General features: G+C 60.5%; 26 protein-coding genes and 1 pseudogene. 14 read left to right on the forward strand and 13 right to left on the reverse strand.

Annotation, left to right across the window (positions count from 1 at the left end; genetic code table 11):
- Nucleotides 1–19: 19 nt before the first annotated feature.
- The 4 genes from ACZ9DP_RS31145 to copM all read left to right on the forward strand — a co-directional run bounded on the left by ACZ9DP_RS31145 (nt 20) and on the right by copM (nt 1,457).
- The gene (locus ACZ9DP_RS31145; RefSeq protein WP_476204581.1) at nt 20–298 is read left to right on the forward strand and encodes a BrnT family toxin; all 279 of its coding nucleotides are present in this window, start codon (nt 20–22) and stop codon (nt 296–298) included.
- Nucleotides 261–572: a BrnA antitoxin family protein gene (locus ACZ9DP_RS31150; protein WP_476204582.1), complete on the forward strand. Its 312-nt coding sequence runs from the start codon at nt 261–263 to the stop codon at nt 570–572. Before ACZ9DP_RS31145 ends, ACZ9DP_RS31150 begins: the two co-directional genes overlap by 38 nt.
- A 53-nt stretch (nt 573–625) precedes the next feature.
- Nucleotides 626–982 carry a hypothetical protein gene (locus tag ACZ9DP_RS31155; protein ID WP_074070175.1) on the forward strand — a complete coding sequence of 119 codons (357 nt, stop codon included), beginning with the start codon at nt 626–628 and terminating at the stop codon, nt 980–982.
- 76 nt (nt 983–1,058) lie between these two features.
- Complete coding sequence (gene copM, locus ACZ9DP_RS31160; protein WP_074066803.1) at nt 1,059–1,457, forward strand: CopM family metallochaperone; 399 nt, start codon at nt 1,059–1,061, stop codon at nt 1,455–1,457.
- Between the two features lie 56 nt (nt 1,458–1,513).
- Here the strand turns inward: copM and ACZ9DP_RS31165 are convergent, their stop codons facing one another.
- Nucleotides 1,514–2,563 carry an aldo/keto reductase gene (locus ACZ9DP_RS31165; RefSeq protein ID WP_476204583.1) on the reverse strand — a complete coding sequence of 350 codons (1,050 nt, stop codon included), beginning with the start codon at nt 2,561–2,563 and terminating at the stop codon, nt 1,514–1,516.
- A gap of 237 nt (nt 2,564–2,800) precedes the next feature.
- Between ACZ9DP_RS31165 and ACZ9DP_RS31170 the strand changes: the two genes are divergently transcribed.
- Nucleotides 2,801–3,505: an HAD family hydrolase gene (locus ACZ9DP_RS31170; RefSeq protein WP_074066801.1), complete on the forward strand. Its 705-nt coding sequence runs from the start codon at nt 2,801–2,803 to the stop codon at nt 3,503–3,505.
- A gap of 1 nt (nt 3,506) precedes the next feature.
- On the opposite strand, the gene ACZ9DP_RS31175 is transcribed toward ACZ9DP_RS31170, so the two are convergent.
- Nucleotides 3,507–4,010, reverse strand: a complete 504-nt coding sequence (locus ACZ9DP_RS31175) for a PPC domain-containing protein (RefSeq protein WP_239595355.1) — start codon at nt 4,008–4,010, stop codon at nt 3,507–3,509.
- Nucleotides 4,007–4,636: a DNA-3-methyladenine glycosylase I gene (locus tag ACZ9DP_RS31180; RefSeq protein ID WP_455874783.1), complete on the reverse strand. Its 630-nt coding sequence runs from the start codon at nt 4,634–4,636 to the stop codon at nt 4,007–4,009. The genes ACZ9DP_RS31175 and ACZ9DP_RS31180 overlap by 4 nt, the downstream gene beginning before the upstream one ends.
- A 213-nt stretch (nt 4,637–4,849) precedes the next feature.
- Between ACZ9DP_RS31180 and ACZ9DP_RS31185 the strand changes: the two genes are divergently transcribed.
- A complete protein-coding gene (locus tag ACZ9DP_RS31185) occupies nt 4,850–5,587 on the forward strand; it encodes a L,D-transpeptidase (protein ID WP_476205508.1) in 738 nt (245 codons plus the stop codon).
- Between the two features lie 137 nt (nt 5,588–5,724).
- A pseudogene (locus tag ACZ9DP_RS31190) lies at nt 5,725–6,398 on the forward strand (L,D-transpeptidase).
- A gap of 95 nt (nt 6,399–6,493) precedes the next feature.
- Here ACZ9DP_RS31190 and ACZ9DP_RS31195 read toward each other — a convergent pair.
- From ACZ9DP_RS31195 to ACZ9DP_RS31210, 4 genes are all read right to left on the reverse strand, one after another.
- Nucleotides 6,494–6,925 carry a hypothetical protein gene (locus tag ACZ9DP_RS31195; protein WP_476204584.1) on the reverse strand — a complete coding sequence of 144 codons (432 nt, stop codon included), beginning with the start codon at nt 6,923–6,925 and terminating at the stop codon, nt 6,494–6,496.
- A 38-nt stretch (nt 6,926–6,963) separates the two neighbouring features.
- Nucleotides 6,964–8,274, reverse strand: coding sequence for a glycolate oxidase subunit GlcF (glcF, locus tag ACZ9DP_RS31200; RefSeq protein WP_476204585.1), 1,311 nt, complete (start codon nt 8,272–8,274; stop codon nt 6,964–6,966).
- Between the two features lie 213 nt (nt 8,275–8,487).
- Nucleotides 8,488–9,684, reverse strand: a complete 1,197-nt coding sequence (gene glcE / locus ACZ9DP_RS31205) for a glycolate oxidase subunit GlcE (protein ID WP_476204586.1) — start codon at nt 9,682–9,684, stop codon at nt 8,488–8,490.
- A complete protein-coding gene (locus ACZ9DP_RS31210; protein ID WP_074070174.1) occupies nt 9,681–11,120 on the reverse strand; it encodes an FAD-linked oxidase C-terminal domain-containing protein in 1,440 nt (479 codons plus the stop codon). Before ACZ9DP_RS31210 ends, glcE begins: the two co-directional genes overlap by 4 nt.
- 135 nt (nt 11,121–11,255) lie before the next feature.
- On the opposite strand from ACZ9DP_RS31210, the gene ACZ9DP_RS31215 reads away from it, so the two are divergent.
- The 6 genes from ACZ9DP_RS31215 to ACZ9DP_RS31240 all read left to right on the forward strand — a co-directional run bounded on the left by ACZ9DP_RS31215 (nt 11,256) and on the right by ACZ9DP_RS31240 (nt 17,745).
- Complete coding sequence (locus ACZ9DP_RS31215; RefSeq protein ID WP_194729063.1) at nt 11,256–12,152, forward strand: LysR family transcriptional regulator; 897 nt, start codon at nt 11,256–11,258, stop codon at nt 12,150–12,152.
- 298 nt (nt 12,153–12,450) lie between these two features.
- Nucleotides 12,451–12,963, forward strand: a complete 513-nt coding sequence (locus ACZ9DP_RS31220; RefSeq protein ID WP_476204587.1) for an NUDIX hydrolase — start codon at nt 12,451–12,453, stop codon at nt 12,961–12,963.
- 64 nt (nt 12,964–13,027) lie between these two features.
- The gene (locus tag ACZ9DP_RS31225) at nt 13,028–14,524 is read left to right on the forward strand and encodes an inorganic phosphate transporter (RefSeq protein ID WP_476204588.1); all 1,497 of its coding nucleotides are present in this window, start codon (nt 13,028–13,030) and stop codon (nt 14,522–14,524) included.
- A gap of 15 nt (nt 14,525–14,539) precedes the next feature.
- Nucleotides 14,540–15,277 (forward strand): 16S rRNA (uracil(1498)-N(3))-methyltransferase, encoded by a 738-nt coding sequence (locus ACZ9DP_RS31230; protein WP_476204589.1) that lies wholly within the window; start codon nt 14,540–14,542, stop codon nt 15,275–15,277.
- Between the two features lie 148 nt (nt 15,278–15,425).
- Complete coding sequence (locus ACZ9DP_RS31235; RefSeq protein ID WP_476204590.1) at nt 15,426–16,799, forward strand: glutamate--cysteine ligase; 1,374 nt, start codon at nt 15,426–15,428, stop codon at nt 16,797–16,799.
- 85 nt (nt 16,800–16,884) lie between these two features.
- Nucleotides 16,885–17,745, forward strand: a complete 861-nt coding sequence (locus ACZ9DP_RS31240; RefSeq protein WP_239595378.1) for a DUF937 domain-containing protein — start codon at nt 16,885–16,887, stop codon at nt 17,743–17,745.
- 87 nt (nt 17,746–17,832) lie between these two features.
- Here ACZ9DP_RS31240 and ACZ9DP_RS31245 read toward each other — a convergent pair whose 3' ends face one another.
- Nucleotides 17,833–18,132 carry a DUF1127 domain-containing protein gene (locus ACZ9DP_RS31245; RefSeq protein ID WP_074066787.1) on the reverse strand — a complete coding sequence of 100 codons (300 nt, stop codon included), beginning with the start codon at nt 18,130–18,132 and terminating at the stop codon, nt 17,833–17,835.
- 199 nt (nt 18,133–18,331) lie between these two features.
- Here ACZ9DP_RS31245 and ACZ9DP_RS31250 point away from each other — a divergent pair, with 199 nt between their 5' ends.
- Complete coding sequence (locus ACZ9DP_RS31250) at nt 18,332–19,288, forward strand: LysR substrate-binding domain-containing protein (RefSeq protein ID WP_022717281.1); 957 nt, start codon at nt 18,332–18,334, stop codon at nt 19,286–19,288.
- A gap of 3 nt (nt 19,289–19,291) precedes the next feature.
- Here the strand turns inward: ACZ9DP_RS31250 and ACZ9DP_RS31255 are convergent, their stop codons facing one another.
- From ACZ9DP_RS31255 to guaB, 5 genes are all read right to left on the reverse strand, one after another.
- Nucleotides 19,292–19,921 carry a TetR family transcriptional regulator gene (locus ACZ9DP_RS31255; protein ID WP_022717280.1) on the reverse strand — a complete coding sequence of 210 codons (630 nt, stop codon included), beginning with the start codon at nt 19,919–19,921 and terminating at the stop codon, nt 19,292–19,294.
- Between the two features lie 267 nt (nt 19,922–20,188).
- Nucleotides 20,189–21,061 (reverse strand): dienelactone hydrolase family protein, encoded by an 873-nt coding sequence (locus ACZ9DP_RS31260; protein WP_476204591.1) that lies wholly within the window; start codon nt 21,059–21,061, stop codon nt 20,189–20,191.
- Between the two features lie 83 nt (nt 21,062–21,144).
- The gene (locus ACZ9DP_RS31265; protein WP_476204592.1) at nt 21,145–21,564 is read right to left on the reverse strand and encodes an MAPEG family protein; all 420 of its coding nucleotides are present in this window, start codon (nt 21,562–21,564) and stop codon (nt 21,145–21,147) included.
- 67 nt (nt 21,565–21,631) lie between these two features.
- On the reverse strand, nt 21,632–22,192 hold the full coding sequence (locus ACZ9DP_RS31270; protein WP_476204593.1) for a hypothetical protein: 561 nt from the start codon (nt 22,190–22,192) through the stop codon (nt 21,632–21,634).
- 2 nt (nt 22,193–22,194) lie between these two features.
- On the reverse strand, nt 22,195–23,679 hold the full coding sequence (gene guaB, locus ACZ9DP_RS31275; RefSeq protein WP_074066783.1) for an IMP dehydrogenase: 1,485 nt from the start codon (nt 23,677–23,679) through the stop codon (nt 22,195–22,197).
- Nucleotides 23,680–24,094: the final 415 nt, after the last annotated feature.

Raw genomic sequence — 24,094 nt, forward strand, 5'->3', positions numbered from 1 at the left:
AAATTGTGGTATTCTGCGGATGAGAATTGTCTGGGATGAACCGAAACGTATCCAAAACATCGACAAGCATGGACTCGATTTCAGTGATCTCGATCCGGATTTTTTCGTGGACGCTTTGATCGTCCAGGCAAAGGACCGGCGTTTGAAAGCCGTCGGTTTCTTCGCGGAAGACATTATTGCGGTCGTCTTTGCAGTCCTCGGTGCCGAAGGAATCTCCGTCATCTCCATGCGTCCGGCCAGCCGCCAGGAAAGGAGGCTTTATGAACAATTCCAAGCGAAAGATACGACCTCTCACTGACGAGGAAGAAGCGAGGATCCAAAAAGGGATTGCCGAGGACCCGGACAATCCCGAATGGACTGAAGAGGATTTCAGAAACGCCCGCCCCTTTGCCGAGGTCTTTCCCGAGCTTGCCGAGAGCATCCGCCGCCCGCGCGGACGGCCCGCGGTCGAAAAGCCGAAGCGGCAGATCTCGCTGCGCCTCGATCCGGATGTGATCGATGCCTTCAAGGCGACCGGCAGGGGCTGGCAGGGGCGCATCAACGAGGCGCTGCGCAAGGCGGCAAAGCTTTGAAATTCACACATGGGCCGCTTGGCTTCCTCGCCGGGCGTGCTTATCTTGATGGCATGCGTGTCTTCGCCATCACGACGATGCTTTTCGGCTGGCTGTTCTACAGCGCGATGTCCGCGCTGGCGGGCTGTCCCATGTGCGCGTCGATGCAGCAGCCTGTCGTGGCCGAGGCGCATCACGATATGGCCGGCATGGATATGTCCGCGCATGAAAAGACTGGTGCCGCCAAGGATCCCTGCACAACGGGCGACACGGCGCATATGGCCTTCTGCGCGGTATGTCTTATCGTGCCTCCACCGCTCATGATCAATACCAGCGCGAATCCTATCTTCGCCTATCCTTCACCGGCCATCGCGCATGCACTCGCCGATCTTCGTCCTGCACCGCAGGCGCCACCTCCCCGCCTTGTCTGACAATACTTTCAGTGTACCGACCGCGCGGAATCTGCCGCGCATAAGCACCTATTGTTAGACAGAGGAAGGAAATCCCATGTCTCTGAAAATTCTCGCCCTTACCGCAGCCTTCGCCTTCGCCGCCGCAGCGCTTGCCCAGGATAAGCCGATGCACATGAATCAAGATATGCCGATGCATATGAATATGCAGATGGACATGAGCAAGCCGATGGGCGACCAGGGCCCTTCAAGCCAGGCCTTTGCCGAGGCGAACGCCAAGATGCACAAGGATATGGCGATCGAAATGACCGGCAATACCGATGCCGATTTCGTCCGCAGCATGATCCCGCACCATCAGGGTGCGATCGAGATGGCAAAGATCGAGCTGCAATACGGCAAGGACCCGGACATCCGCAAACTCGCCGAAGCCGTCATCAAGGCCCAGGAGGCGGAGATTGCGGACATGAACGCCTGGCTGAAAGCCCACGGCAAGTAAGGCCATCAGCAAAAAACGCCGGTGCTTCCCGCACCGGCGTTTTCAGTTCGCCGTTCTCAGGCGTTCGGCTCGAAGGATTCCGGGCGGCGGGCGGCACCCTGGCGGGCCAACATCCAGCCTGGATATTCCGGCGCCAGCGCACTGACCTCGTCGAGCTTCTGCATGTCGCCGGCATCGAGCTTCAGCTTGACGGCGGCAAGGTTCTGGTCGAGCTGATCGATGCGCTTCGCGCCGATGATGACGCTGGTTACGAACGGCTTTGCGAGGACATAAGCGAGCGCAACGGCTGCGACGTTGCTGCCATGCTTCTCGGCAATTTCGCGCATGACGGCCACGCAGGCCCAGGCCTTGTCCTTGTCCACTGGCGGAAAGTCGAAATTGGCGCGGCGGCCTTCGCCGTTGCCAGGCGCACCGGGGCCAAACTTGCCGGAGAGCAGACCGCCGGCGAGCGGTGACCAGACCATCAGGCCGATCTTCTCCTCATTCATCAGCGGCACGATTTCCCGTTCGAGATCGCGACCGGCGATCGAGTAGTAGGCCTGGACGGTTTCGAAGCGGGCGAAGCCGCGGCGCTCGGAAATGCCGAGCGCCTTGGCGATCCGCCACGCCTGCCAGTTGGAAACGCCGATATAGCGCACGAGACCACGCGAGATGAGATCGTCGAAAGCGCGCAGCGTCTCGTCGATCGGGGTGACGGGATCGGTTGCGTGGATCTGGTAGAGATCGATATGGTCCGTCTGCAGCCGCTTCAGACTGGCCTCGACGGAATCCATGATGTGACCGCGCGATGCGCCGCGATCGTTCGGCTTGTCACCCATCACGCCGTAAACCTTGGTGGCGATGACGACGTCCTTGCGCGGGACATCGAGGTTCTTCAGCGCCTGGCCGAGCAGCCTTTCGGACTCACCGGAGGAATATACATCGGCGGTGTCGATGAAATTGACGCCGGCAGCGAGCGAGCGCTCGACGATCTGATCTGCCGCCTTCTGGTCCACATCGGCAATGGAACCCCACATGGTGCCGCTGACCGCCTCGCCGAAAGTCATGGTGCCGAGGCAGATTTCCGAGACGAAAAGTCCCGTATTTCCGAGTTGATTGTATCGCATGGAGAAATTTCCTTGTGTCGGCCGCAAGCGGCCGCCTGCGGACTGCTGAACGCTATTTTTTGATTATTGGCCTGCACGTATCAGGCACAGCCGGGGCTGGCTGCAGGTAGGCAATATTTACCTAATGCCGATCCTCTGCTTTTCAACGCCGCTGCAACGTGCTGCGACGAAAAAGCAAAAGCCCTTGTCTCGACGCGGCCCATCAATAGATTGCTTCATGGATTGCAGGAGCTTGAGATGAGCACACATGCGCTGACGACAATCGGCTTCGATGCCGATGATACGCTCTGGCAGAACGAACAATATTACCGGCTGACCGAAGAGCACTTCAGGGAATTGCTCGCCGATTTCGCCGAGGGTCCGAAGATTTCGGAGCGCCTGCTGGAGGCCGAGAAGCGCAATCTCAGCCACTATGGCTTCGGCATAAAGGGCTTCACGCTGTCGATGATCGAGACGGCGATCGAAATCACCGAAGGCAAGGTACCAACGAGCGTGATTGCCCAAATTCTCGATACGGGCCGCGATCTTCTGTCCCATCCGGTCGAGACCATGCCGCATGTGCGCGAGACGCTTGAAGCGCTGTCGGGAAATTACCTGCTCGTGCTGATCACCAAAGGCGACCTGTTCGACCAGGAACGCAAGCTCGCACAATCCGGTCTCGGCGATTTCTTCGATGCCGTCGAGATCGTCTCGGAGAAGACCGCAGTCACCTATCGCCGGATTTTCTCGAAGGTCGGCGATGGTCCGGAGCGGGCGATGATGGTCGGCAACTCACTGAAATCCGACATCGTGCCGGCGATTGCCGCCGGAAGCTACGGCGTCTTCGTGCCGCATGAAATGACTTGGGTTCTGGAGCACGTCGACGAACCGAAGGATGCGCCACGCTTTCGCAAGATCGCCCACCTTGGCGAGCTTGGCAGCTTGCTCGGCGCACTATCTTGATCTATTCGCCGGTGCCGGATTTCGAGGGTGCCGGCGGAAAGAGTGAAGGGCGCTCCGGCTCTTGCGGTGTGGCGGGCTGCGGCTCGCCGACTGGCTGCGGCTCGACCAGTAGCGTATAAGGCGCCCCGAGGCCACGGCGAGGCGAGACCTTCGAATAATAGGGTCGCAGAAACCACGTGGTGTTTTCCTTTACGGTCACATCTAGCGTCGTGCCATCCTCGTCCGTACCAAAGAAAGCTTCGTCATCCGTCTTCGAAAGGTCGAAGATCGCAAGGAAGGCGAATTGGCTCTTGGTCGTGAAGCTGATCTTCACGCGCTGACCGGCGCGCACCGGCAGAGTATAGACATCGCTGTTGCCGAACTTGGTCCAGCCTTTGATCTGCATGGTAACGGCCGGAAACTGCAACTTCTCGAGCTTTTCGCCAGGGTCGAGTTGCGGCGCCTGAGCAAATGCCGCCGTGGTGGACAACAGGACTGCCGCAGCGGTTCCGACCCACACTTTCACGGGCGTACCAATGCCGCGCGCATCGCCTCCACTTCGGCACGGCAGAAGCAGCCTTCGATATGATCGTTGACGAGACCCATTGCCTGCATGAAGGCATAAACTGTGGTCGGACCGACAAAGGTCCAGCCGCGCTTCTTCAAATCCTTCGATATCCTTACCGAAACCGGCGTCGTCGGATTGGCGGCAACATGCTGGCGGTCAACGAGGGCCGGACGTTCGTGGAGTTGCGGCTCATAGCTCCAGAAATAATGCGCGAGCGAGCCGAATTCGGCCCTCAAAGCGATCGCGTGCCGTGCATTGTTGATTGTCGAGGCGACCTTGCCACGATGGCGGACGATGCCAGGATCGGCAAGGCAGCGCTCGATATCCCGCTCGTCGAAGAGCGCAATCTTTTCGAAATCGAAGCCCGCAAAGGCGGCGCGGAAATTCTCGCGCTTGCGCAGGATCGTCAGCCAGGAGAGGCCGGACTGAAAACCCTCGAGGCAGATTTTCTCGAAGAGGCGGATATCGTCGGTGACCGGCCGGCCCCATTCCTCGTCGTGATAGCGCATGTAGTCGGGGAGATTCGCGTGCCAATGGCAGCGGCTCTTGCCGTCGTCGCCGGTGATGATACCCGATTCGCTCATTCTTCTCCGCAGCTCCTGCGCTCAGAATCCGGCTTTACCATTTAGAAACCTTGTTTCCAAACCGAAGAGTAACCCTGACGAAAAGTTTATTGCGGAGGCCGGCTCTTAATGAATCGATCTTTACCATTCGCTGGCGGGATGATGGCAGCATTCTTTCAGGCAGAAATGCCGCCCTCATGCATTCTCGGTCATTTGTAGAGAGTCCGTCCGATGATGAAATCGAAATCCATCTTGATTGCCGCCGGCCTGATCGGCCTTCTTGTCTCGCCGGCGCTAGGCGACGATCGCTATGCGAGCCGCCCGCCGGTCGTTCTCAGCCCCGATCTCACCGCGCCGTGGCTCAACCAGCTCGGTGGCGGCGTTCGTCCCGTCGTCTATCAGCGCCCGGCCGTGCAGCCGCGCGGCTTCTTCCAGCGCCGGTTCTTCCGCCGGGCACCGGCCGTGCAGCAGGTTGCGGCCGTTCGTCCCGGAGTACCGGTGATCCGCCATCAGATCGAGCCGCAATATCTGCCGCAGATGGTCGATTACGAAACCAAGGAAAAGCCGGGCACGATCGTCATCGACACCAACAACCGCTTTCTCTATCTCGTGATGGCAAACGGCAAGGCCCGGCGATATGGCGTCGGCGTCGGCAAGCCGGGCTTCGAGTGGGCCGGCGCGCACAAGATCACCCGTAAGTCGGAATGGCCGGCTTGGACGCCGCCTTCCGACATGATCAGCCGCGAAGCCGCCAAGGGCCATTATCTGCCTGCGCGCATGGATGGCGGCCCGGAGAACCCGCTCGGCGCGCGCGCCATGTATCTCGGCTCGACGCTCTACCGCATCCACGGCACCAACGCACCCTGGACGATCGGCAGCGCCGTCTCATCCGGCTGCATCCGCCTGCGCAACGAAGACGTTGTCGACCTTTACGAACGCGTCAACGTGGGCACGCGGGTTATCGTCATGTAACGCCCGGATTTAGTTCCGCTCTGCAAGAACATCCGGGCCGGCATACTCGAAAAGTGCAATGGCGGCGGCAACTGATCTTGAATCAGGCTGAAGTTCAGGTAGCTTCAGCCCGATCTTGCTTTTGAGGGGAATCAATCATGCTGAAAGTCGCCTCCGGCCTTGTGGCCGCCGGCATTGCGTTTTCCGTCGCAATAATGCCCGCCGTTGCCCAACCAGCGCACGATGCTGCGCCGGTCGTCCGCGTCGCGCAGTCGAAGTTCGTCAAGCCGCAGTATAAGCGCAAACTCGTGCGGCTCGTGACCGACGAAGCACCGGGGACGATCATCGTCGATACCAACAACAAGTATCTCTACTTCGTCGAGTCGAAGAACCGCGCCACGCGCTACGGCATCGGTGTCGGCCGTGATGGCTTCGGATGGTCGGGCGTCGTCAAGGTCGGCCGCAAGGCAGAATGGCCGAGCTGGACGCCACCGCGGCCGAGATGCGCATCCGCGAAGCCCGCAAGGGCCATATCATTCCCGCCTTTCAGGAGGGCGGCGAGGACAATCCGCTCGGCGCACGCGCCATGTATCTCTACAAGGGCGGACGCGACACCATTTTCCGCATCCACGGCACCAATCAACCCTGGACGATCGGCCTCAACATGTCTTCCGGCTGCATCCGAATGATGAATAATGACGTCATCCATCTCTATTCGCGCGCGCCGGTCGGCACGAAGGTGATCGTCATCGGCCCCGGCAACAAGCAAGGCAACGTCGCCTACCAGGACAGGGGCATCGACGTGCTGCGCACCATCTTCGGCGGCGGCTGACGTCGCTGATTACTTGATAACGACGGGCGGCCTTGTGCCGCCCTTTTCATATTGACGTGAGGTAAGATTGTTGCGGCTGTTCAAGCTGTTACGGCTCACTTGGAGCCGCAGCTGACCTTGCCGCTGGCGGTGAACGGCTTTCCGTCGCCGCTGACCATCAGTCCGTAGGTGCCCGAAAAACTCTTCCCCCGGCCCTCGGCAAGAATGACGAGGCTCAGTGACTGGTCTTTGGCGTCTTCGCTGCCATCATCGAAAATCTCGAGGCGGAGTTCACCGTCATGCGACCAGCGGTTCGTGAGTTTGCTGGAATCGAACACGCGTTTCCTGAAGGCCTCGGGAACCGAGTTGTTCTTGACGATCAGCGCGCCGCGGAAATGATTGAGCCTGTGGCCGGCCTCGTCCTGAAAGCCGCTTTCGATCGTGAACCGCGCGCTATTATCGTCCGTTGAGCAAAAGAAGCGGCTGTCGGCGTGAGCGGCCCCTGCCGCGCCAAGCAGACCTGCAAGCAATATGATTGTACGCCGCATAGCGCTGAACTCCGTGACCGGCCAAAAACCGGCCCGACTCACGCTAACGGAAAACCTCTTAATTTTTGCGGTATATCGCCGCCATAGGCCCAATCAAGCAGTTCAATCGTATGCAGAATTGGGATCGCTGTGCCGGTCGCGATCTGCGTGATGCAGCCGATATTTCCGGTTGCAATCACATCCGGCTTCGTCGCCTCAATATTCTTCACCTTGCGCACCTTCAGGCCCGCGGAGATATCCGGCTGCATGATGTTGTAGGTACCAGCCGAACCGCAACACAGATGGCCTTCTGCCGGATCGCGCACCGTGAAGCCGGCCGCCTTCAGAAGTTGTTTCGGCGCCATGGTGATCTTTTGGCCGTGCTGCATGGAGCAGGCAGAATGATAGGTTACCGTCAGGCCCTTCGGCACATTGGCCGGCAGGTCGAGCGAGGCCAGGAATTCCGTTATGTCCTTCGCCAATGCCGCCACGCCTGTCGCCTTTTGTGAATAGGCGGGATCAAGACGGAGCATGTGGCCGTAATCCTTGATCGTGGTGCCGCAGCCGGAGGCGGTGATGATGATCGCGTCCAGACCACCCTTCTCGATCTCGCGCGTCCAGACATCGACGTTTGCCCGTGCGCTTGCAAGCGCCTGCTCCTCGCGGCCCATGTGATGCACCAGCGAACCGCAGCAGACCTCGCCGGCGGGCGCTACCACCTCGATGCCAAGGCGGGTCAAAAGCCTGATCGCCGCCTCGTTGATCGCGGGATCGAGCACCGGCTGAGCGCAACCTGTCAGAATCGCGACCCGGCCGCGCCTTTCCGCCTTCGCAGCATGGACCGCCGGCAGAGAGAAGGGCGACGGCGCCGGAATATGTTTCGGCGCAAGTGCCAGCATCGCGGCAAACGGCTTCAAGGCCGGCGCACGCATCAGGCCCTGGAGCGGCCTACCGATCTTCGCAAGCTTCAACGCCAGGCGGAAGCGGCCCGGATAGGGCAGCACCGCCGCGAGGATGGCGCGCGTCAACCGGTTCATGAAAGGACGTTTATAGGTCTTTTCGATATGGGCCCGGGCATGATCGACCAAATGCATGTAGTCGACGCCGGAGGGACACGTCGTCACGCAGGCCAGGCAGGAGAGACAGCGGTCGATATGTGTAACCACTTTGGCATCCGCGGCCCGGCCGTTTTCCAGCATATCCTTGATGAGATAAATGCGGCCGCGCGGGCTGTCGAGCTCGTTGCCGAGCGTCACATAGGTGGGACAGGTCGCGGTACAGAAACCACAATGCACGCATTTGCGCAGAATCTTCTCGGATTCGGCGACGTGCGGATCGGTTAGCTGCTCGGCGGTGAAGTTGGTTTGCATCAGGCAACTCCCGGCCGTGAGGAGGCATGCCCCCCTCTGTCCTTCCAGACATCTCCCCCACAAGGGGGAAGATCGGATGCGACGGCCTTGCCGTCGAAGTTGGACCAGAGTGGAAAGAGCGCACGACATGTATTGCCAATCTCCCACCTTCTGGGGGAGATGTCCCGTAGGGACACAGGGGGGTGCTGCCACAAGCGGATAACGGCCATCATATCACCCCATCTTTCCCTGATTGAGTATTCCCGCCGGATCGAACTTCTCCTTCACCCGCGCCGACAGCTGCGCGACGGCTTCGGGCTGCGGCTGGAACGCCGATACGGCAGCGCGCGCCGCGTCAGTTGCCCGGATCAGCGTAGCGTGGCCGCCGCCCAGCACCTTGATGAAACGTCGGATGAGCTGCGACTCCGGATCGGCCTCCATCCGCATCCAGATCAGGCCGCCTTGCCAATCATAGAACGCATCGACGCCAGCTTCGAGGCGGAGGGCGGCGACGAGCTGGTGGCCGATGGTCGGAGCGACGGAGATGCGCCAGACCGGGCGCATCGTTTCATCGACATAAGGAAGCACATCGCGTATTTCGCGCCAGAGCTGGCGGCTGGCGGGCTCGTCCAATCTCGCGACCGTGCCGAAGGCCGACGTCGCCGACGCCAGCTTTTCAGCACGCGCTTCGACGGAGCCCGGCAGACCTTCGATCCTGAGAACGGTCGTCTCGCCCTCCGGCAGCTTGCCGCCGAGGAATTTCCAGGTGACGGTCAAGGGAAGGTGGGCCGCACCTGAGACCTCGACCGGCTGTGCCATCGCCGCGGCCATCGCAGCGGCTGCTTCGGCATCATTGAGGCCGGAGACGACGATTGTCTCTTCCGTTTTCGGGCGTGGCGGGACGCGGAAGGTGACTTCCGTCAGCAAGCCAAGCGTGCCGTGCGAACCGGCGAGAAGCTTGACGAGATCGAGGCCGGTGACATTCTTCATCACCCGCCCGCCCGCCTTGACGATCTCGCCCCTGCCGTTGACGAAGCGGATGCCGAGCAGGCTGTCGCGCGCCGCGCCTGCTACGAAGCGGCGAGGACCGGAGACGTTGGCGGCAAAGACACCGCCGATGGTCGGCTCGCCGGACGTGCCCATGACCGGGCGGTGGTCCATCGGCTCGAAAGCCAGCATCTGCCCGTTTTCCGCAAGCGCCACCTCGACCTCTGCAAGCGGTGTTCCGGCGCGCGCGGTCAGGACCATCTCGCCGGGATTGTACGAGACGATGCCGGTCAGTCCGGTCGAACGCAACCGGTCCTTCGCCACAGCATTGCCGAAGCCCGAGCGGGTGTTGCCGCCACATATGGCAAGCGGCTTACCCGCGGCCGCGTGTTCACGAATGATCGAGGCTGCGGCCTCTTCCGTCTCCGGCAGAAAATCGGTCATATGGCGGCGCGCCCATCAAGCGGGAAGACCTTGGACGGATTGAGTAGCCAGCCCGGATCGAAGGCGGAGCGCACCGCCATCTGCTGAGCGAGATCCACGTCGGAAAATTGATGCCGCATCAGGTCACGCTTCTCGATGCCGACGCCATGTTCGCCGGTGAGACAGCCGCCGGCATCGACGCAGAGCTTCAGGATGTCGTTGCCGGCGGCCTCGGCTCGCGCTGCGTCCTGCGGATCGTTGGCATTGAAAAGGATCAACGGGTGCATGTTGCCGTCGCCGGCGTGAAAGACGTTCGCGACGCGCAGACCGTAGCGATCGACGATCTCCGACGTCTTTTTCAACACATAGGAAAGTTGGCTGAGCGGCACCGTGCCGTCCATGCAGATATAGTCCGCAATCCGCCCCGTGGCCCCGAATGCGGATTTGCGACCTTTCCATATCTGGGCCGCCTCCGTCGCCGACTGGCTCTCGCGAATGGATCTTACGCCATGACGGCGGGCGATCTCGACGATGTTTTTCAAAATGCCGTCCATCTCCGTCTCGGAGCCTTCGACCTCGACGATCAGCAGCGCACCGGCATCGAGCGGGTATCCCGCATGGGCAAAGGCCTCGCATATCTCGATCGCCGGCTTATCCATGAACTCGATCGCCACGGGAATGATGCCCGCCGCGATGATATCGGCGACGCAGGAGCCGGCTTCCTCGGAACTGTCGAAGCCGAAGAGCACGGGCCGCGCACCCTCGGGCTTCGCGATCAGGCGGACCGTCGCTTCGGTGACGATGCCGAGCTGTCCCTCGTGGCCGCAGACCAGACCCAGCAAGTCGTAGCCTCCCGCATCCAGCGCCTTGCCACCGAGCTCGATCACCGTTCCATCCGTCAGCACCATCTTCACGCCGAGCAGGTTGTTGGTCGTGACGCCGTATTTCAGGCAGTGCGCACCGCCGGAATTCATGCCGATATTGCCGCCGATGGTGCAGGCCAGCTGCGAGCTGGGATCGGGCGCGTAGAAGAAACCATCCGCCGAGACCGATTCGGAAATAGTGAGGTTCGTGACGCCCGCCTGGACGACGGCTGCCCGGTTTTGATAATCGATTTCCAGAATGCGGTTCATCTTCGAAAGGCCGATCACGACCGCATCCTCCTGCGGGATGGCGCCGCCTGAGAGCGACGTGCCCGCCCCGCGAGGCACGATCGGAATGCCGTAGCGATGGCAATATTTCATCACGGCTGCGACTTCGACGGTGGTGCTTGGCAATGCGACGGCAAGCGGCACCCGGCGATAGGCAACGAAGGCATCTGTTTCGAAGGGTACGAGCTCTCGCGCCTCGTGAATGAGACATTCGGGCGGCAGCAAGTCGACGAGATCGCCGACGATCTGGCGGCGGCGGGCCAGCACATCGGCGCGCGGAGCGAGAAAAGAGATGGCGTCAGACATGGCGCGCTTCCTTCGGACGAATGGCGGCGAAACCGGCGCGTCCTCCACGACAACCGGCTCGTTTGGCTTAGCACTTTCCCGAAACTGGCGCAAATGCTAGGCATTTATGCCAAAAGGGAAAAAGTCTGAAGCAATATGACAAATCTGGGTGATCTCGAGATATTTGCCAAGGTCGTCTCGACCGGCAGCATGTCGCTTGCCGGGCGCCTGCTCGGCTTTTCGCCGGCCGTCGTTTCCAAGCGCATCAAACGACTGGAAGACAGGCTCGGCACACGTCTCTTGCAACGCACGACCCGCCAGATTTCGTTGACGGAGGCCGGCCAGGGTTTCTACGATCGCGTGCTCGCCATTCTCGCTGGGCTGGAGGAAGCGGAATATTACATCTCCGGTCGCTCGGCGCTGATGCACGGCACGCTAAAGATCTCGGCACCCACTTCATTCGGCCGCATGCATATTGCGCCGCATCTCAAGGCGTTCATGGACGCACACCCGGAGCTTGCGATCAACCTCGTGCTGACGGATGAATTAAGCGATATCGTCGGCGGCGGCTTCGACCTGGCAATCCGCATTGCCGAGCTCACCGATTCCAGCCTCGTCGCTCGAAGGCTCGCGCCGGTCCGGCGCCTGCTTTGTGCCGCGCCTTCCTATCTCAACATGCACGGGATGCCGCAAAGCATCGACGACCTGAAGAACCATCGCTGCCTGCCGGCGCACAACAACGACCTATGGCGCCTTGAAGGACCGGGCGGCGCGATGAGCCTGCGGCCGGAGGGCATGCTCGTCACCAATTCCAGCGAGGTGATCCGCGAGACGGTGATCGCGGGGCTCGGCATCGCGCTGCGCTCCACCTGGGATATCGGCGATGAACTCAAGAGCGGCAATCTCGTGCAGGTGCTGCCGGCCTATGAGGGCTCCCGCAACGTGGCGCTCTCCGCAGTATACCCCAGCCGGCAGTTTTTACCGGCCAAGGTTCGCCTGTTCATCGACTATCTCGCCGACCTCTACGGCCCGGTTCCCTACTGGGAACTTTAGGCATCGCACGAGAGTTGAGCAGCAGAAGACGCATAGTCACCCTATCTTGAAAGAATCCGGAGGAACAAATGTCCCCGGCATTGATTGAGACGTCAGTCGGGAGCATATTGAACAGCTGTGCAAGGACGGAATCAGAACACGATCTGACGGAATTCCGAAGCGGAACGGCAACGAATTTCCTTATTCGAAGTTGGAGATCATGTCCTCTACCGTCAAACGGCGCATGGACCGTGCAAGATTTCCATGCGAAACTTATATTAGTGATTCCTGAGGCAGACTTTAAAAGGTGACCCGACAATTGACGATTCTTGCCCGACTGGCTTCTGATGTGCAGCTGATGTTCCGTCGCCCGCCGCGACTGCAATATGCTGCCCTCTGCTACCGGGTGAAGAAGAAGACCAGTGAAGTCGAGGTTCTCTTGATGACGAGCCGCGATACGGGCCGCTGGGTCATTCCTAAGGGCTGGCCGATGAATGGCAAGCGCTCCTATGAAGTTGCCGCCCGTGAGGCCCATGAGGAAGCGGGCGCGCGTGGCGCTGTCGAACACGAGCCGTTCGGCTCCTACACCTATCCGAAGATGCTGAAGGACGGACTGAAAGTAACCTGCAAGGTCCAGGTCTATGTGCTTGAGGTCACCGATGTCGCCAAGAACTTCAAGGAAAAGGGCGAACGTAGGATCGAGTGGGTAACCTGCGACGAGGCGGTCAAGCGCGTCAACGAGCCCGAGCTTCGCGATCTCTTCCTGCTCTTCAAGCGAAGGATGAGCGAGCGGCCTCAGGCAAGCTTGCCCAGGCAGATTCCAGCGGAATGATTCCTGCCTTCTTGCGCTGCTAGGATAAAGGGGCGCTAAAGCAGGATTTGACCCAAGGAACAGAATGCCCAGCCGAACTCCCGTTCTTACGAAACGAACGCTCGACAAGGACCTCGACAAAATCACCCATGCCGAGGACGCGGCGAAGTTCGTCGCGCGCAAGCTGGTCGCCCCGGGCCTCGGCCTGATCTTCCTCGGTCTGGCGATGCTTTCTGCAGGCGTCTACGTCTTCGACCGGCAGGGCGCCGTTCTCGTCATCGCCGCTGCTGCGCTCGCTGCCTACATGGCCATGAACATCGGCGCCAACGACGTGACGAACAATGTCGGCGCCGCCGTCGGCGCGCGTGCCATGACGATGGCACAGGCACTCGTCATCGCGGCAGCCTTCGAGGTTCTCGGAGCAACAATCGCCGGCGGAGCGGTGGTCAGAACGATCTCGTCGAGCATCATCGATGCCGTACAGGTTCCCGAAGGCCTGCTTGCCTGGATCATGATGGCCGCCCTGATGGCTGCAGCGCTCTGGATCAATCTTGCGACCTGGCTGAACGCGCCGGTCTCGACGACACATGCGATCGTCGGCGCGGTGATCGGTGCCGGAATTGCCGCTGTCGGACCGGATCCCGTCAACTGGCGCGTCATGGTCGAGATTACCTCAAGCTGGATGACATCGCCTCTGATCGGCGGCGTGATCGCCGCTGGCCTGCTCTACCTCGTCAAGACCTTGATCATATACCGTGACGACAAGATCGCGGCAGCACGGCGCTGGGTTCCGGCGCTGATTGCCATGATGACCGGCGGTTTTGCGGCTTATATGGTCTTGCAGCTCACGCCCGCCGGGCGATTTTCGTCACCGACAATCCTTGCATTCGGATTATCTGCCGGCCTCGTTGCCTGGGCAGCGTCAAGGCCGATCGTCGCACGGCAATCGCAAGGCCTCGAAAACCGCAACAGTTCGCTGCGCATTCTCTTCAAGTTCCCGCTGATCGGCTCTGCAGCGCTGCTGTCCTTCGCACACGGCGCCAACGACGTTTCGAACGCCATCGGCCCGCTTTCGGCAATCGTGCGTTCGATATCGGGCCTTTCATCCGGCGGTGACGCGCCGCCACTCTGGGTGATGCTGATCGGTGCCCTCGGTATCTCCGTCGGTCTGCTGCTATTCGGCCCGCGCCTCATCCACCTTGTCGGCGAGCAGATCACCAAACTCAATCCGATGCGGGCCTATTGTGTCGCACTCTCGACGGCCTTCACCGTCATCGTCGCGTCCTGGTTCGGACTGCCGGTCAGCACGACGCACATCGCCGTTGGCGCCGTTTTCGGCGTCGGTTTCTTCCGCGAATGGTACACGCGCAATTCCAAGCGCCGCATCGAATATATGCGCAGCAAGGCCGAGGCCTGGGCGATCGACGAACCGGAAGATCCGAACGTTCATGAGGCGCGCCGCCGCTATCTCGTGCGGCGCTCGCATTTCATGACCATCATTGCCGCCTGGATCATTACCGTGCCTGCGTCGGCGGCGCTTGCAGCGTTGCTCTATTGGGTTATGTTCGCCCTCTTCGTTTGATCGGGATTGTTTGAGATGCGCGCCAATTTCCGCATGCAGCGGCTTTTCGTCGATGCTTCCTTGTCGCCGGGCGCCGCGGTGGAGGCCAGTTCCGACCAGTACAATTATCTCGCCAATGTGCTGCGCATGACGGACGGCGCCGAAATCCTGGTATTCAACGGCCGAGACGGAGAATGGAAGGCGAGCCTCTCCTTTCCGACCCGCAAGCGCATCCTGCTGGCGCCGACCGAGCAGACCCGGCCCCAGCCGGCTCCATCCGACCTGCACTATCTTTTTGCGCCGCTGAAGGTCGGCCGCCTGGACTACCTCGTGCAGAAGGCGGTCGAGATGGGCGCCGGCGTGCTGCAGCCAGTCATGACGCAACATGTGCAGGGCAAGATCACCAATCTCGATAAACTGAAGGCCAATGCTGTCGAGGCGGCAGAGCAATGCGGCATCCTCGCCATCCCGGAAGTTGCCGAGCCGGTGAAGCTCTTCGATCTGCTCGACAACTGGCCGCAAGAGCGGCGGATCATATTTTGCGACGAGGGCGATGCGGGGCAAAACCCGCTGCCACTGCTTTCGAAGATCGAGGAAAAGCAGCTTGCGCTTCTCGTCGGGCCGGAGGGCGGCTTTTCCGAGGAGGAGCGCGCGCGGCTGAGCGGCCTCGATTTTGTCACGGCCATCCCGCTCGGGCCGCGTATCCTGCGCGCCGACACGGCTGCGGTTGCGGCCATGGCGGTGATCCAGGCGGCGGTCGGCGACTGGAATTAACCTTCAAATCAGGCTCCGTTGAAACAGCCTGCTATTTTTTTGATGCGTCGTTGAAAGAATTTCACTTGCAACATACGTGAGACCGGCACTAATCACCCTTCCAATTGCCCGGGCTACCGGGCGTTCCCCAGAATACAGGTTACGTTGAATGGCTCGCGATACTACCGACCAGACACCGATTTCTTCGGTGCAGGAGCTGACCGATTACATTGCTGCGGGGAACAAGCCGAAGGAGCGCTTCCGCATCGGCACCGAGCATGAGAAGTTCGCCTTCTTCCGTGCGGATAACAACCCGGTTCCCTATGCCGGCGAAGCCAGCATCTCAGCCCTTCTGAAGGGCCTGCAGACAAAGAACGGCTGGGATCCGATCATGGACGGCGAAAATATCATCGGTCTTGCCGAGCAGCACGGTATGGGCGCGATCTCGATCGAGCCGGGCGGCCAATTCGAGCTTTCCGGCGCGCCGCTGGAAACGATCCACGAGACCTGCAGGGAATCCAATTCGCATCTTGCGACGCTGCGCGAAATCGCCGAGCCGATGGGCATCCGCTTCCTCGGCATCGGCGGCAGCCCGAAATGGACGCTCGCCGAGACGCCGCGCATGCCGAAATCCCGTTACGACATCATGACCCGCTACATGCCGAAGGTCGGCACCAAGGGCCTCGACATGATGTACCGCACCTGCACGATCCAGGTGAACCTCGACTTCTCCTCCGAAGCCGACATGCAGAAGAAGATGCGCGTGTCGATGAAGCTTCAGTCGCTGGCAACCGCGCTCTTCGCGTCCTCGCCCTTCACCGAAGGTCAGCCGAATGGCATGCTTTCCTGGCGTGGCGACATCTGGCGCGACACGGACAACCGGCGCTCCGGCCTGCTCGATTTCACCTTCCTCGACGACTTCGGCTTCCAGCACTACATGGAATGGGCGCTCGACGTGCCGATGTACTTCATCGTCCGCGACGGCCACTATCATGACTGTACCCACGTCACCTTCCGCCAGTTCATGAACGGCGCGCTCAAGGGCAAGGTCGCCGCGTGGGAGCCGACGATGGGCGACTGGACGAACCATCTTTCGACGCTCTTCCCCGACGTTCGCCTGAAGCGTTTCCTCGAGATGCGCGGTGCAGACGGCGGCCCGTGGCGCCGCATCTGTGCCCTGCCCGCCTTCTGGGTGGGCCTTCTATACGACGAAGCTGCGCTCGATGCGGCCGATCAGCTGACGAAGAACTGGGCATTTGCCGAAGTCAGCGCGCTGCGCGATGCCGTTCCAACGGCCGGCCTGAAGGCCGAGTTCCGCGGCCACGCCCTTTATGAAACCGCCCGCGAGGTCATCGGTATTTCGAAGGCGGGTCTGAAGTCGCGCAACCGGTTGAACAAGGAAGGCCAGGATGAGAGCATCTTCCTATCGCCGCTCGACGAGGTGATGGCGAAAAAAGCCACGCTCGCCGAGGACCTGCTGGCGCGTTACAACGGCCGCTGGCAGCACTCCGTCGAGCCGGTCTTCGAGGAATATCAGTACTGAACCCTTCGGCAAAAAGCCGTTTGCGCATTCCGATTTCCGTTTATAGTGGCGATTCACAAGCACTAGAAAGCGGGGGAGGACTGTCATGTTGCCACTCTTCGACATGATGATGCAGGCGCAGAATGGCGCGGCGATGGACGCGATCTCCAAGCAGTTCAACCTTGCCCAGGAACAGGCGACCAAGGCGATGGCGGCGCTGATGCCCGCCTTTTCCGCCGGGCTGAAGCGTAGCACGAGCAATCCCTATGACTTCATGGGCCTGATGCAGGCGGTCGCATCCGGCAACTATGCCAAATATTTCGAGGACATGACGAAGGCCTTCACCCCGGAGGGCATTTCGGACGGCAACAATATCCTCGGCCAGCTTTTCGGCTCCAAGGAGGTTTCGCGCGCAGTCGCCGCACAGGCCGCGCAGATGACCGGCATCGGCCAGGAGATCTACAAGCAGATGCTGCCGGTGATGGCCGATACGCTGATGGGCGGGCTCTTCAAGCAAGCGACCGGACAGATGGCCTCGCCCGTCAACCCCTTCATCAATACCGCGATGGGCGAGACGATCCAGAAATGGCTGGAAAGCACCGGTTTTGCGCCAAAGCCGAAAACAGCACCCGAGCCGAGCATCTTCGACAATCCGTTCACGCAAGCGATGCAGCTGATGTTCAGCACGCCGCAGCCAGAATCCAAGAAGGCTCCAGCCAACCCGTTCCTCGACAATCCGTTCGCCAAGGCCTTTCAGGACATGATGGGAAGCCTCAATCAGCCGGCGGCGCAAAAGGCGCCCGAGCCTCCGAAAGAAGAGGCCAAGGAGCAGGCGGAGAATTATCTGAAGATGCTCAACACCATGTTCGACAGCGGGCTTGAGGTGCAGAGGGGCTATCAGAAAAGCATGGAAGCGATCTTCGAGACATATCTGCCTAAGAAGGGCCAGCCTTCCTCCAAGATTTAAAAAAACCCGGAGACGGCTTGGGAAAGCCGGTCACCGGGTCAAGCGGCAGGGCTATTGGCTATCACCCTGCGGGGAAACTGGCCGCTCCTAATCGACGTAGGAACGGAATATCGCGAGGCGCCAGCGGCGGCGCGCCGAGTTTGTCAGATGTGCCGACGGATCCTCGAAGAAGGTCGACGTCAACAGGGCGGCGGTAACGTCGGCCCGCGTCAGGCCGATATCCCGCAACTGATTGTCGTCGAGGTCATTCAGGCCGTTGATCGCTCTGCGATTGCGGAATGCGCGAAAGAGAGCCGTCAGCGGCGCAAGGGTTCCGCCGAGACGCTGGGAAAACGTCGCGGGCTGCTTGGCACAGTCGAGTTCTACTGTCTGGTCAATCATGCGCATCGAACTCTCCTTTCTTTCGGGCGCAACAGCCCACCCCTCCCGCGAGGTCGAGCGGGAAGGAGGGCTGAAACCTAGGCAGGACAGCAGGGTGTCTGTCCGTCACTTTGCTTGATTTGCATCTCGAAGATGCCAAAGACCTATTGATCAGTCCAACGAATGTTTCTAATGGTTATTATCAGCAATCGTTATAGGTGAGCCCATGTCCGCGCCTCTTGATATTGACCAGTTGCAGACTTTCATCGCCATCATAGATTCCGGCAGCTTCACGAAGGCGGCCGATCGCGTCTACAAGACGCAATCCGCCGTCTCGATGCAGATGCGCCGCCTCGAGGAACGAATCGGCAAGCAGCTCTTCATCAAGGACGGCCGCGGCAACCGCCTGACGGTGGAGGGCGAGAAGCTTCTGAATTACGCCCGCCGTATCATCCGCCTCAACAACGAGGCAATCGCCGCTTTCGACGACAACCGTCTCGAAGGCATGCTGCGCATCGGCACGCCGGACGACTACGCCGACCGCTACATGCCGGAGATCATCGGCCGTTTCGCCAAGACCCATCCGAATGTGGAGCTTTACATCGTGTGCGAGCCTTCGGTGGATTTGGCAGAACGCATGCACAAGGGCGAGCTCGACATCGCGCTGGTGACGCATAACCCGCGGGAACGCATGTCCGACGTCGTCAGAACCGAGCCGCTCTGCTGGGTCGGCTCCGCCAACCACCCGATCCGTGACGACGCGCCTGTGCCGCTTGCTGTCGGACGCCGCGACTGCCAGTGGCGGCAACTTGCCTGTTCGGCGCTCGATGCCGTGGGCCGCGAGCATCAGATCCTCTTCACAAGCTGGTCATGCACGGTGGTTGCCGCTGCCGTGCTTGCCGGCATGGCGGTTTCGGTGATGCCGGAATCGGCATTGCGGACAGGCATGAAGGTTCTGAGCCAGGCTGACGGCTTCCCTGCCCTGCCGCCGGTGCAGATCGGCATCATGAAGCGTCCGGGAGTTTCAATCTCGCTGATGAATGCGATCACGGCGCATATCACCGCCTGCCTCGACAACATCACGCCTGCGGTGGTCGACGACAATCTGGAACCGGATGTGAAGACGGCCTATGCGCGGCAGTATCCGCGCCTGAAGGCCGCCAACATGGTACCCAGCTGGTAGGCTTCAGGCCGCCTCGGCGAAAAGCGAAGCGCGGATGACGTGCTTCCATTCGTCCAGCATCCTTTTTGCCAGCTTTTCTTCGCTCTTGACCGCGAGGCGGATCGACGCGCCGATCAGGTGGCTGAAAAGGTAAGTGCGGGCTTGCATATCGACTTCCGGCATCTCCGGGGCGATGCGCTTTATCGCCTCGAGGAAAATTTCGGCCACGCGATTGCTGTGCTGGATGTTGAGCTGCAAGAGATCCTGGTCGGTCTCCGTTCCCATCCAGACGCCGAGATAGGTGGCGTCGTTGCGGTATTCGTTATAGTACCAGTCGATCATCACCGAGATCAGATCCAGTGCTTCATCGAGGGACTGGACGTTGGAGAACATGACGGCCGTTTTCGCCTGGACTGCGGCCGCATGCCGGTCGAAGAGCGCTTTGACGATCGCCGCCTTTTCAGGGAAATATTGATAGACCGAGCCGATCGGCACCTTGGCGGCAGCGGCGAGCTCCGTCATGCGCATGGCGCTGACGCCCTTTTGCGCGATCAGCTCCGCAGCGGCGGCGAGGATCAGATCGAGTCTCTGGATGCTGCGTTCCTGCTTCGGCTTCCGGCGAAGGCCGATGCGATCCATACCCTGCGCGCTCATATCGTTCCCGTGAATTATCGTTGAGCGGCGGAAGATGGCTCAAACCGGCGCATCCGAGCGATATGGCATGCAGGTATTCATGCGCCGTAAATCGAAAAGCTCGCATTTTAACAGACGCCAGAAGCATACGAAAATCGGGGTGATAAGCCCCGATTTGGTCGCTCAAAGCTGTGGATCAGTTAAGGCAGCCGCCGACTGTGCACGGATCGCATCGAGCCTGTAGACGTGCTGTTTTTCAAGAGCACGAACGCGACGGTTGCACCCTGATCAGGCCAGGCCCTTCTTCAAGAACTCGACGGTGCGGCTCCAGGCAAGATCAGCCGCCTTCTTGTCGTAGCGCGCCGAGGACGTGTCGTTGTTGAAGGCATGGTTGACGCCGTCATAGACGAAGATCTGGAAGCTCTTGCCGTTTGCTTCCAGTTCCTTCTTGTAGGCGTCGATGCCGGCATTGATGCGGTCGTCGAGACCGGCATAGTGCAGCATCAGCGCCGCCTTTATGTTCGGCACGCCAGCCTTCGGCTGCGCACCGTAATAGGCGACGCCTGCCTTCAGCTCCGGTGATTGCGTCGCGAAATTGTTGACGACCCCGCCACCCCAGCAAAAGCCGATGGCGCCGACATTGCCATTGGCGGAGGGAAGCGTCTTCAGGTATTTGAGGCTTGCTTCGGCATTCGCGACAGTTGCGGCCGGCTCAAGCTTGCCGAACATTTCCCGCGCCTGATCCTCGTTCTCCGGCGTACCGCCGAGCGGCGAGAGGAAATCCGGCGCCAGCGCCACGAAGCCTTCCAGCGCCATACGCCGGGCGACGTCGCGGATATGCGGGTTGAGGCCGCGATTTTCGTGAATGACGATAACGCTGCCGAGCTTTCCGGATGCCGCCTTCGGTTCGACCAGATAGCCCTTCATCTCGCCACTGCCGCCGGGATAAGTGACATCCTGCGCCTTCAGCCGCTCGTCGTTGGCCGGGACCATTTCCGCGCTCGCCTTGTTTGCCGCAAGCATCGGCGCGATGACGGCGGCAGCACCCGCCGATCCTGCAAGTTTCGTCAGCTTGTCCATGAAGCTGCGGCGGTCGAGCGTCAGATGCGTGTATTCGTCATAGGCGTTGATCATCGCCTGCGTGATTTCCGGCTTGTCCATGTGAACCTCCTCTTTTCCTCGCTGAGCCAAAGCCCGATGAGAGAAGATAGGTCAGCCGACGATAACGCAGGAACAAAACTGCGTTACCCGCTGAAGGCCATCCAGCCGGCAAGCCACGCCCACATGGCACCAAGCACGACGTATCCGGCAGCAAAGAGCGGACTGCGCAAGCGCATGCGGTTGCTCGTCACATGCACGAAAGCGTGGCCATACCGCAACGCCACGAAGATCCAGGCGAGCACGAGGGCGCCCAGATTGTCGGCCTCGGTGATGTAAAGCAGGATGCAGCAGACATAAAAGAGAACCGGCAGCTCGAACTGATTGGCGATGCTGTTCTTGACGAAAAGGCTTTCCGGCGGCTCGCTGCGGTTTTCGCGATAGTCCGAAAGCTTCACATTGCCGGCTTGCACCGCCTTCCGGCGGCGGATGCTGAGCAGCATGTAGAGGCCATAGACCAGCGCGACGTGGGCAATAATGGGCCAGAACATTTCGTAACCGGTCATAGTGTCTCCTCTGCGGCTTCTCTCATATTTTTCAAAGCAGTAGAGGAAAGTTCCGGCACTTTCCAGCCTATCGCCCGTCGACTCCGCCGGGTGTCAGACGGATCAGGACGAAACGAAGGATGACGATTGCCGAAACGGCGAGTGCTGCGAATTTCAGCTTTGTCATCCAGGGCAGCAACGCGGCGGCCGATGCGGCGGCGCTGCTGTCACCGAAAGCAATCAGGCTGGAGAAATTCTCGGCATAATCGGCAAAGCAGTAGATGAACGGCAGAACGTAGATCGCCTTGATGAACGCTGGATGCATCGGTTTGCCGAAATAGCTGCCGCCCGGCTGGAGCTTCACAACAATCGTGAAGAGAAGCATCGTCACCAGCGCCGGCAGGACGAGCTCCGGGCCAAGATACATGCTCCGCAGCAGCGCACGCGCGACATCGTTTTCGCTCAGCACATTCTGCATGGCGGTAACCGTAGGCTGATCATAGCCGGTGAAATAGGTGTCGAGCACCGTCTCTCCGGTTTCATGCCGGAATGGCAGGACGAAGCCGAAGGTCGTCCATGCCAACACTGCGAGGCAGAGAATGGCAAGCAGCCCGATCATCCAGGAGGGTATCCGGCTGCCCGCAGTCACGATCAGGCGCCTACGCCCGGATAGTTCGGGCTCTCGCGGGTAATCGTCACGTCATGGGCATGGCTTTCGCGAAGGCCGGCGCCGGAGATGCGCACGAAGGTCGCGCGTTCCTGGAACTCCTTGATATCCTTGCCGCCGACATAACCCATCGCTGCCCTCAGGCCGCCCGTGAGCTGGTGCAGGACGCCAGAGACCGGACCCTTATAAGGAACCTGGCCTTCGATGCCCTCCGGCACGAGCTTCAGCGTGTCGCGGACTTCCGCCTGGAAGTAGCGGTCTGCCGAGCCGCGCGCCATGGCGCCGACCGATCCCATGCCGCGATAGGCTTTGAAGGAGCGGCCCTGATAGAGATAGACTTCGCCCGGGCTTTCATCGGTACCGGCGAGCAGCGAGCCGATCATGACGGCAGAAGCGCCGCAAGCCATCGCCTTGGCAAGGTCGCCCGAGAACTTGATGCCGCCGTCGGCGATGACCGGAATATCCTGAGCGCGCGCGGCTTCGACAGCCGACATGATGGCGGCGAGTTGCGGCACGCCGACACCGGCGACTATGCGCGTCGTGCAGATCGAGCCTGGGCCGATGCCGACCTTGACGGCATCCGCACCGGCATCGATCAGTGCCTTGGTGCCGTCCGAGGTCGCGACGTTGCCGGCCATGATGCGAACCGAGTTGGACAGCTTCTTGACGCGGGTGACGGCATCGAGAACGCGCTGCGAATGCCCGTGCGCAGTATCGACGACGAGCAGATCGACGCCGGCTTCGATCAGGCGCTCGGCACGCTCGAAGCCATCATCGCCGACGCTGATGGCGGCGGCAGCGCGAAGACGGCCTTGCGCATCCTTGGAAGCGTTCGGGTTCAGCTGCGACTTTTCGATATCCTTGACGGTGATGAGGCCAACGCAGCGGCCTTGCGGATCGACGACCAGCAGCTTTTCGATGCGGTGCGAATGCAGCAGGCGCTTGGCCTCCTGCTGATCGACATTCTCCTTGACCGTGACGAGGTTATCCCGCGTCATCAGCTCGTGGACCTTCTGGGCCGGATCGGAGGCAAAGCGGACGTCGCGGTTTGTCAGGATGCCCACGAGGCGGCCCGACTTCTCAACGACCGGAATGCCAGAAATGCCGTGCGTCTTCATCAGAGACAGCGCTTCGGCAAGCGTCGCATCCGGGCCGATCGTCACCGGATTGATGACCATGCCGCTTTCGAACTTCTTGACTTGCCGAACCTGCTCGGCCTGCTCGATCGGGGTCAGATTGCGATGAATGACACCGAGACCGCCGGCCTGCGCCATGGCGATCGCCAATCGGCTTTCGGTGACGGTATCCATTGCCGAGGAGAGGATCGGGATGTTCAGGTCGAAATCGGTCGCGATGCGCGTTGCGATGTTCGTCTGACCGGGCATGACCTCGGAGTGACCGGGCTGCAAGAGCACGTCGTCGAAGGTGAGCGCGTCCGCTCCGGTTGCCGTTTCTATGATGCGAGCCATGGCCAATTTCCTTCAATTAAGAAAAATGCGACCCACCCGGAACGAATCGTCCGCACCGGCGGTGTGCAAGGGTTGCTTTGGAAGTTGGCGAGGGCTCGTAACACGTCTATGACAGGAAGGGAATAGCAAAACGCCGGCGCATGCACCGGGTGCGTAATGGCTGCCATGCGCTGGCTCAGATGTCCAACTGGTAGGTCTTCGGGACGAAACGGTAGCCCGTTCTTAAAATAGACGGCCGAAAATGCCTGCATCAAAAAGCGCGGCCGCTTCATTGCCGACGAAACGGCCATATATCCACTCTCCAATAACGGCGGTGGTCGCGCCGCGCAGACCCTCTCGCTCTCCGTCCGGGATTCTTGCTGCGGCGGCTTGAACCTATGTCGATTTTAAAAGGAAAAGTTGCCGGGAACCGCCG

It is taken from the genome of Rhizobium sp. USDA 4016, from assembly GCF_056279705.1.

What these genes read in the sequence shown, in the direction of transcription:
- ACZ9DP_RS31145 (WP_476204581.1), top strand. Translation starts at nt 20, where the DNA reads ATGAGAATTGTCTGGGATGAACCGAAACGTATCCAAAACATCGACAAG.
- ACZ9DP_RS31150 (WP_476204582.1), top strand. Translation starts at nt 261, where the DNA reads ATGAACAATTCCAAGCGAAAGATACGACCTCTCACTGACGAGGAAGAA.
- ACZ9DP_RS31155 (WP_074070175.1), top strand. Translation starts at nt 626, where the DNA reads ATGCGTGTCTTCGCCATCACGACGATGCTTTTCGGCTGGCTGTTCTAC.
- copM (WP_074066803.1), top strand. Translation starts at nt 1,059, where the DNA reads ATGTCTCTGAAAATTCTCGCCCTTACCGCAGCCTTCGCCTTCGCCGCC.
- ACZ9DP_RS31165 (WP_476204583.1), bottom strand. Translation starts at nt 2,563, where the DNA reads ATGCGATACAATCAACTCGGAAATACGGGACTTTTCGTCTCGGAAATC.
- ACZ9DP_RS31170 (WP_074066801.1), top strand. Translation starts at nt 2,801, where the DNA reads ATGAGCACACATGCGCTGACGACAATCGGCTTCGATGCCGATGATACG.
- ACZ9DP_RS31180 (WP_455874783.1), bottom strand. Translation starts at nt 4,636, where the DNA reads ATGAGCGAATCGGGTATCATCACCGGCGACGACGGCAAGAGCCGCTGC.
- ACZ9DP_RS31185 (WP_476205508.1), top strand. Translation starts at nt 4,850, where the DNA reads ATGAAATCGAAATCCATCTTGATTGCCGCCGGCCTGATCGGCCTTCTT.
- ACZ9DP_RS31195 (WP_476204584.1), bottom strand. Translation starts at nt 6,925, where the DNA reads ATGCGGCGTACAATCATATTGCTTGCAGGTCTGCTTGGCGCGGCAGGG.
- glcF (WP_476204585.1), bottom strand. Translation starts at nt 8,274, where the DNA reads ATGCAAACCAACTTCACCGCCGAGCAGCTAACCGATCCGCACGTCGCC.
- glcE (WP_476204586.1), bottom strand. Translation starts at nt 9,684, where the DNA reads ATGACCGATTTTCTGCCGGAGACGGAAGAGGCCGCAGCCTCGATCATT.
- ACZ9DP_RS31210 (WP_074070174.1), bottom strand. Translation starts at nt 11,120, where the DNA reads ATGTCTGACGCCATCTCTTTTCTCGCTCCGCGCGCCGATGTGCTGGCC.
- ACZ9DP_RS31215 (WP_194729063.1), top strand. Translation starts at nt 11,256, where the DNA reads ATGACAAATCTGGGTGATCTCGAGATATTTGCCAAGGTCGTCTCGACC.
- ACZ9DP_RS31225 (WP_476204588.1), top strand. Translation starts at nt 13,028, where the DNA reads ATGCCCAGCCGAACTCCCGTTCTTACGAAACGAACGCTCGACAAGGAC.
- ACZ9DP_RS31230 (WP_476204589.1), top strand. Translation starts at nt 14,540, where the DNA reads ATGCGCGCCAATTTCCGCATGCAGCGGCTTTTCGTCGATGCTTCCTTG.
- ACZ9DP_RS31235 (WP_476204590.1), top strand. Translation starts at nt 15,426, where the DNA reads ATGGCTCGCGATACTACCGACCAGACACCGATTTCTTCGGTGCAGGAG.
- ACZ9DP_RS31240 (WP_239595378.1), top strand. Translation starts at nt 16,885, where the DNA reads ATGTTGCCACTCTTCGACATGATGATGCAGGCGCAGAATGGCGCGGCG.
- ACZ9DP_RS31245 (WP_074066787.1), bottom strand. Translation starts at nt 18,132, where the DNA reads ATGCGCATGATTGACCAGACAGTAGAACTCGACTGTGCCAAGCAGCCC.
- ACZ9DP_RS31250 (WP_022717281.1), top strand. Translation starts at nt 18,332, where the DNA reads ATGTCCGCGCCTCTTGATATTGACCAGTTGCAGACTTTCATCGCCATC.
- ACZ9DP_RS31255 (WP_022717280.1), bottom strand. Translation starts at nt 19,921, where the DNA reads ATGAGCGCGCAGGGTATGGATCGCATCGGCCTTCGCCGGAAGCCGAAG.
- ACZ9DP_RS31260 (WP_476204591.1), bottom strand. Translation starts at nt 21,061, where the DNA reads ATGGACAAGCCGGAAATCACGCAGGCGATGATCAACGCCTATGACGAA.
- ACZ9DP_RS31265 (WP_476204592.1), bottom strand. Translation starts at nt 21,564, where the DNA reads ATGACCGGTTACGAAATGTTCTGGCCCATTATTGCCCACGTCGCGCTG.
- guaB (WP_074066783.1), bottom strand. Translation starts at nt 23,679, where the DNA reads ATGGCTCGCATCATAGAAACGGCAACCGGAGCGGACGCGCTCACCTTC.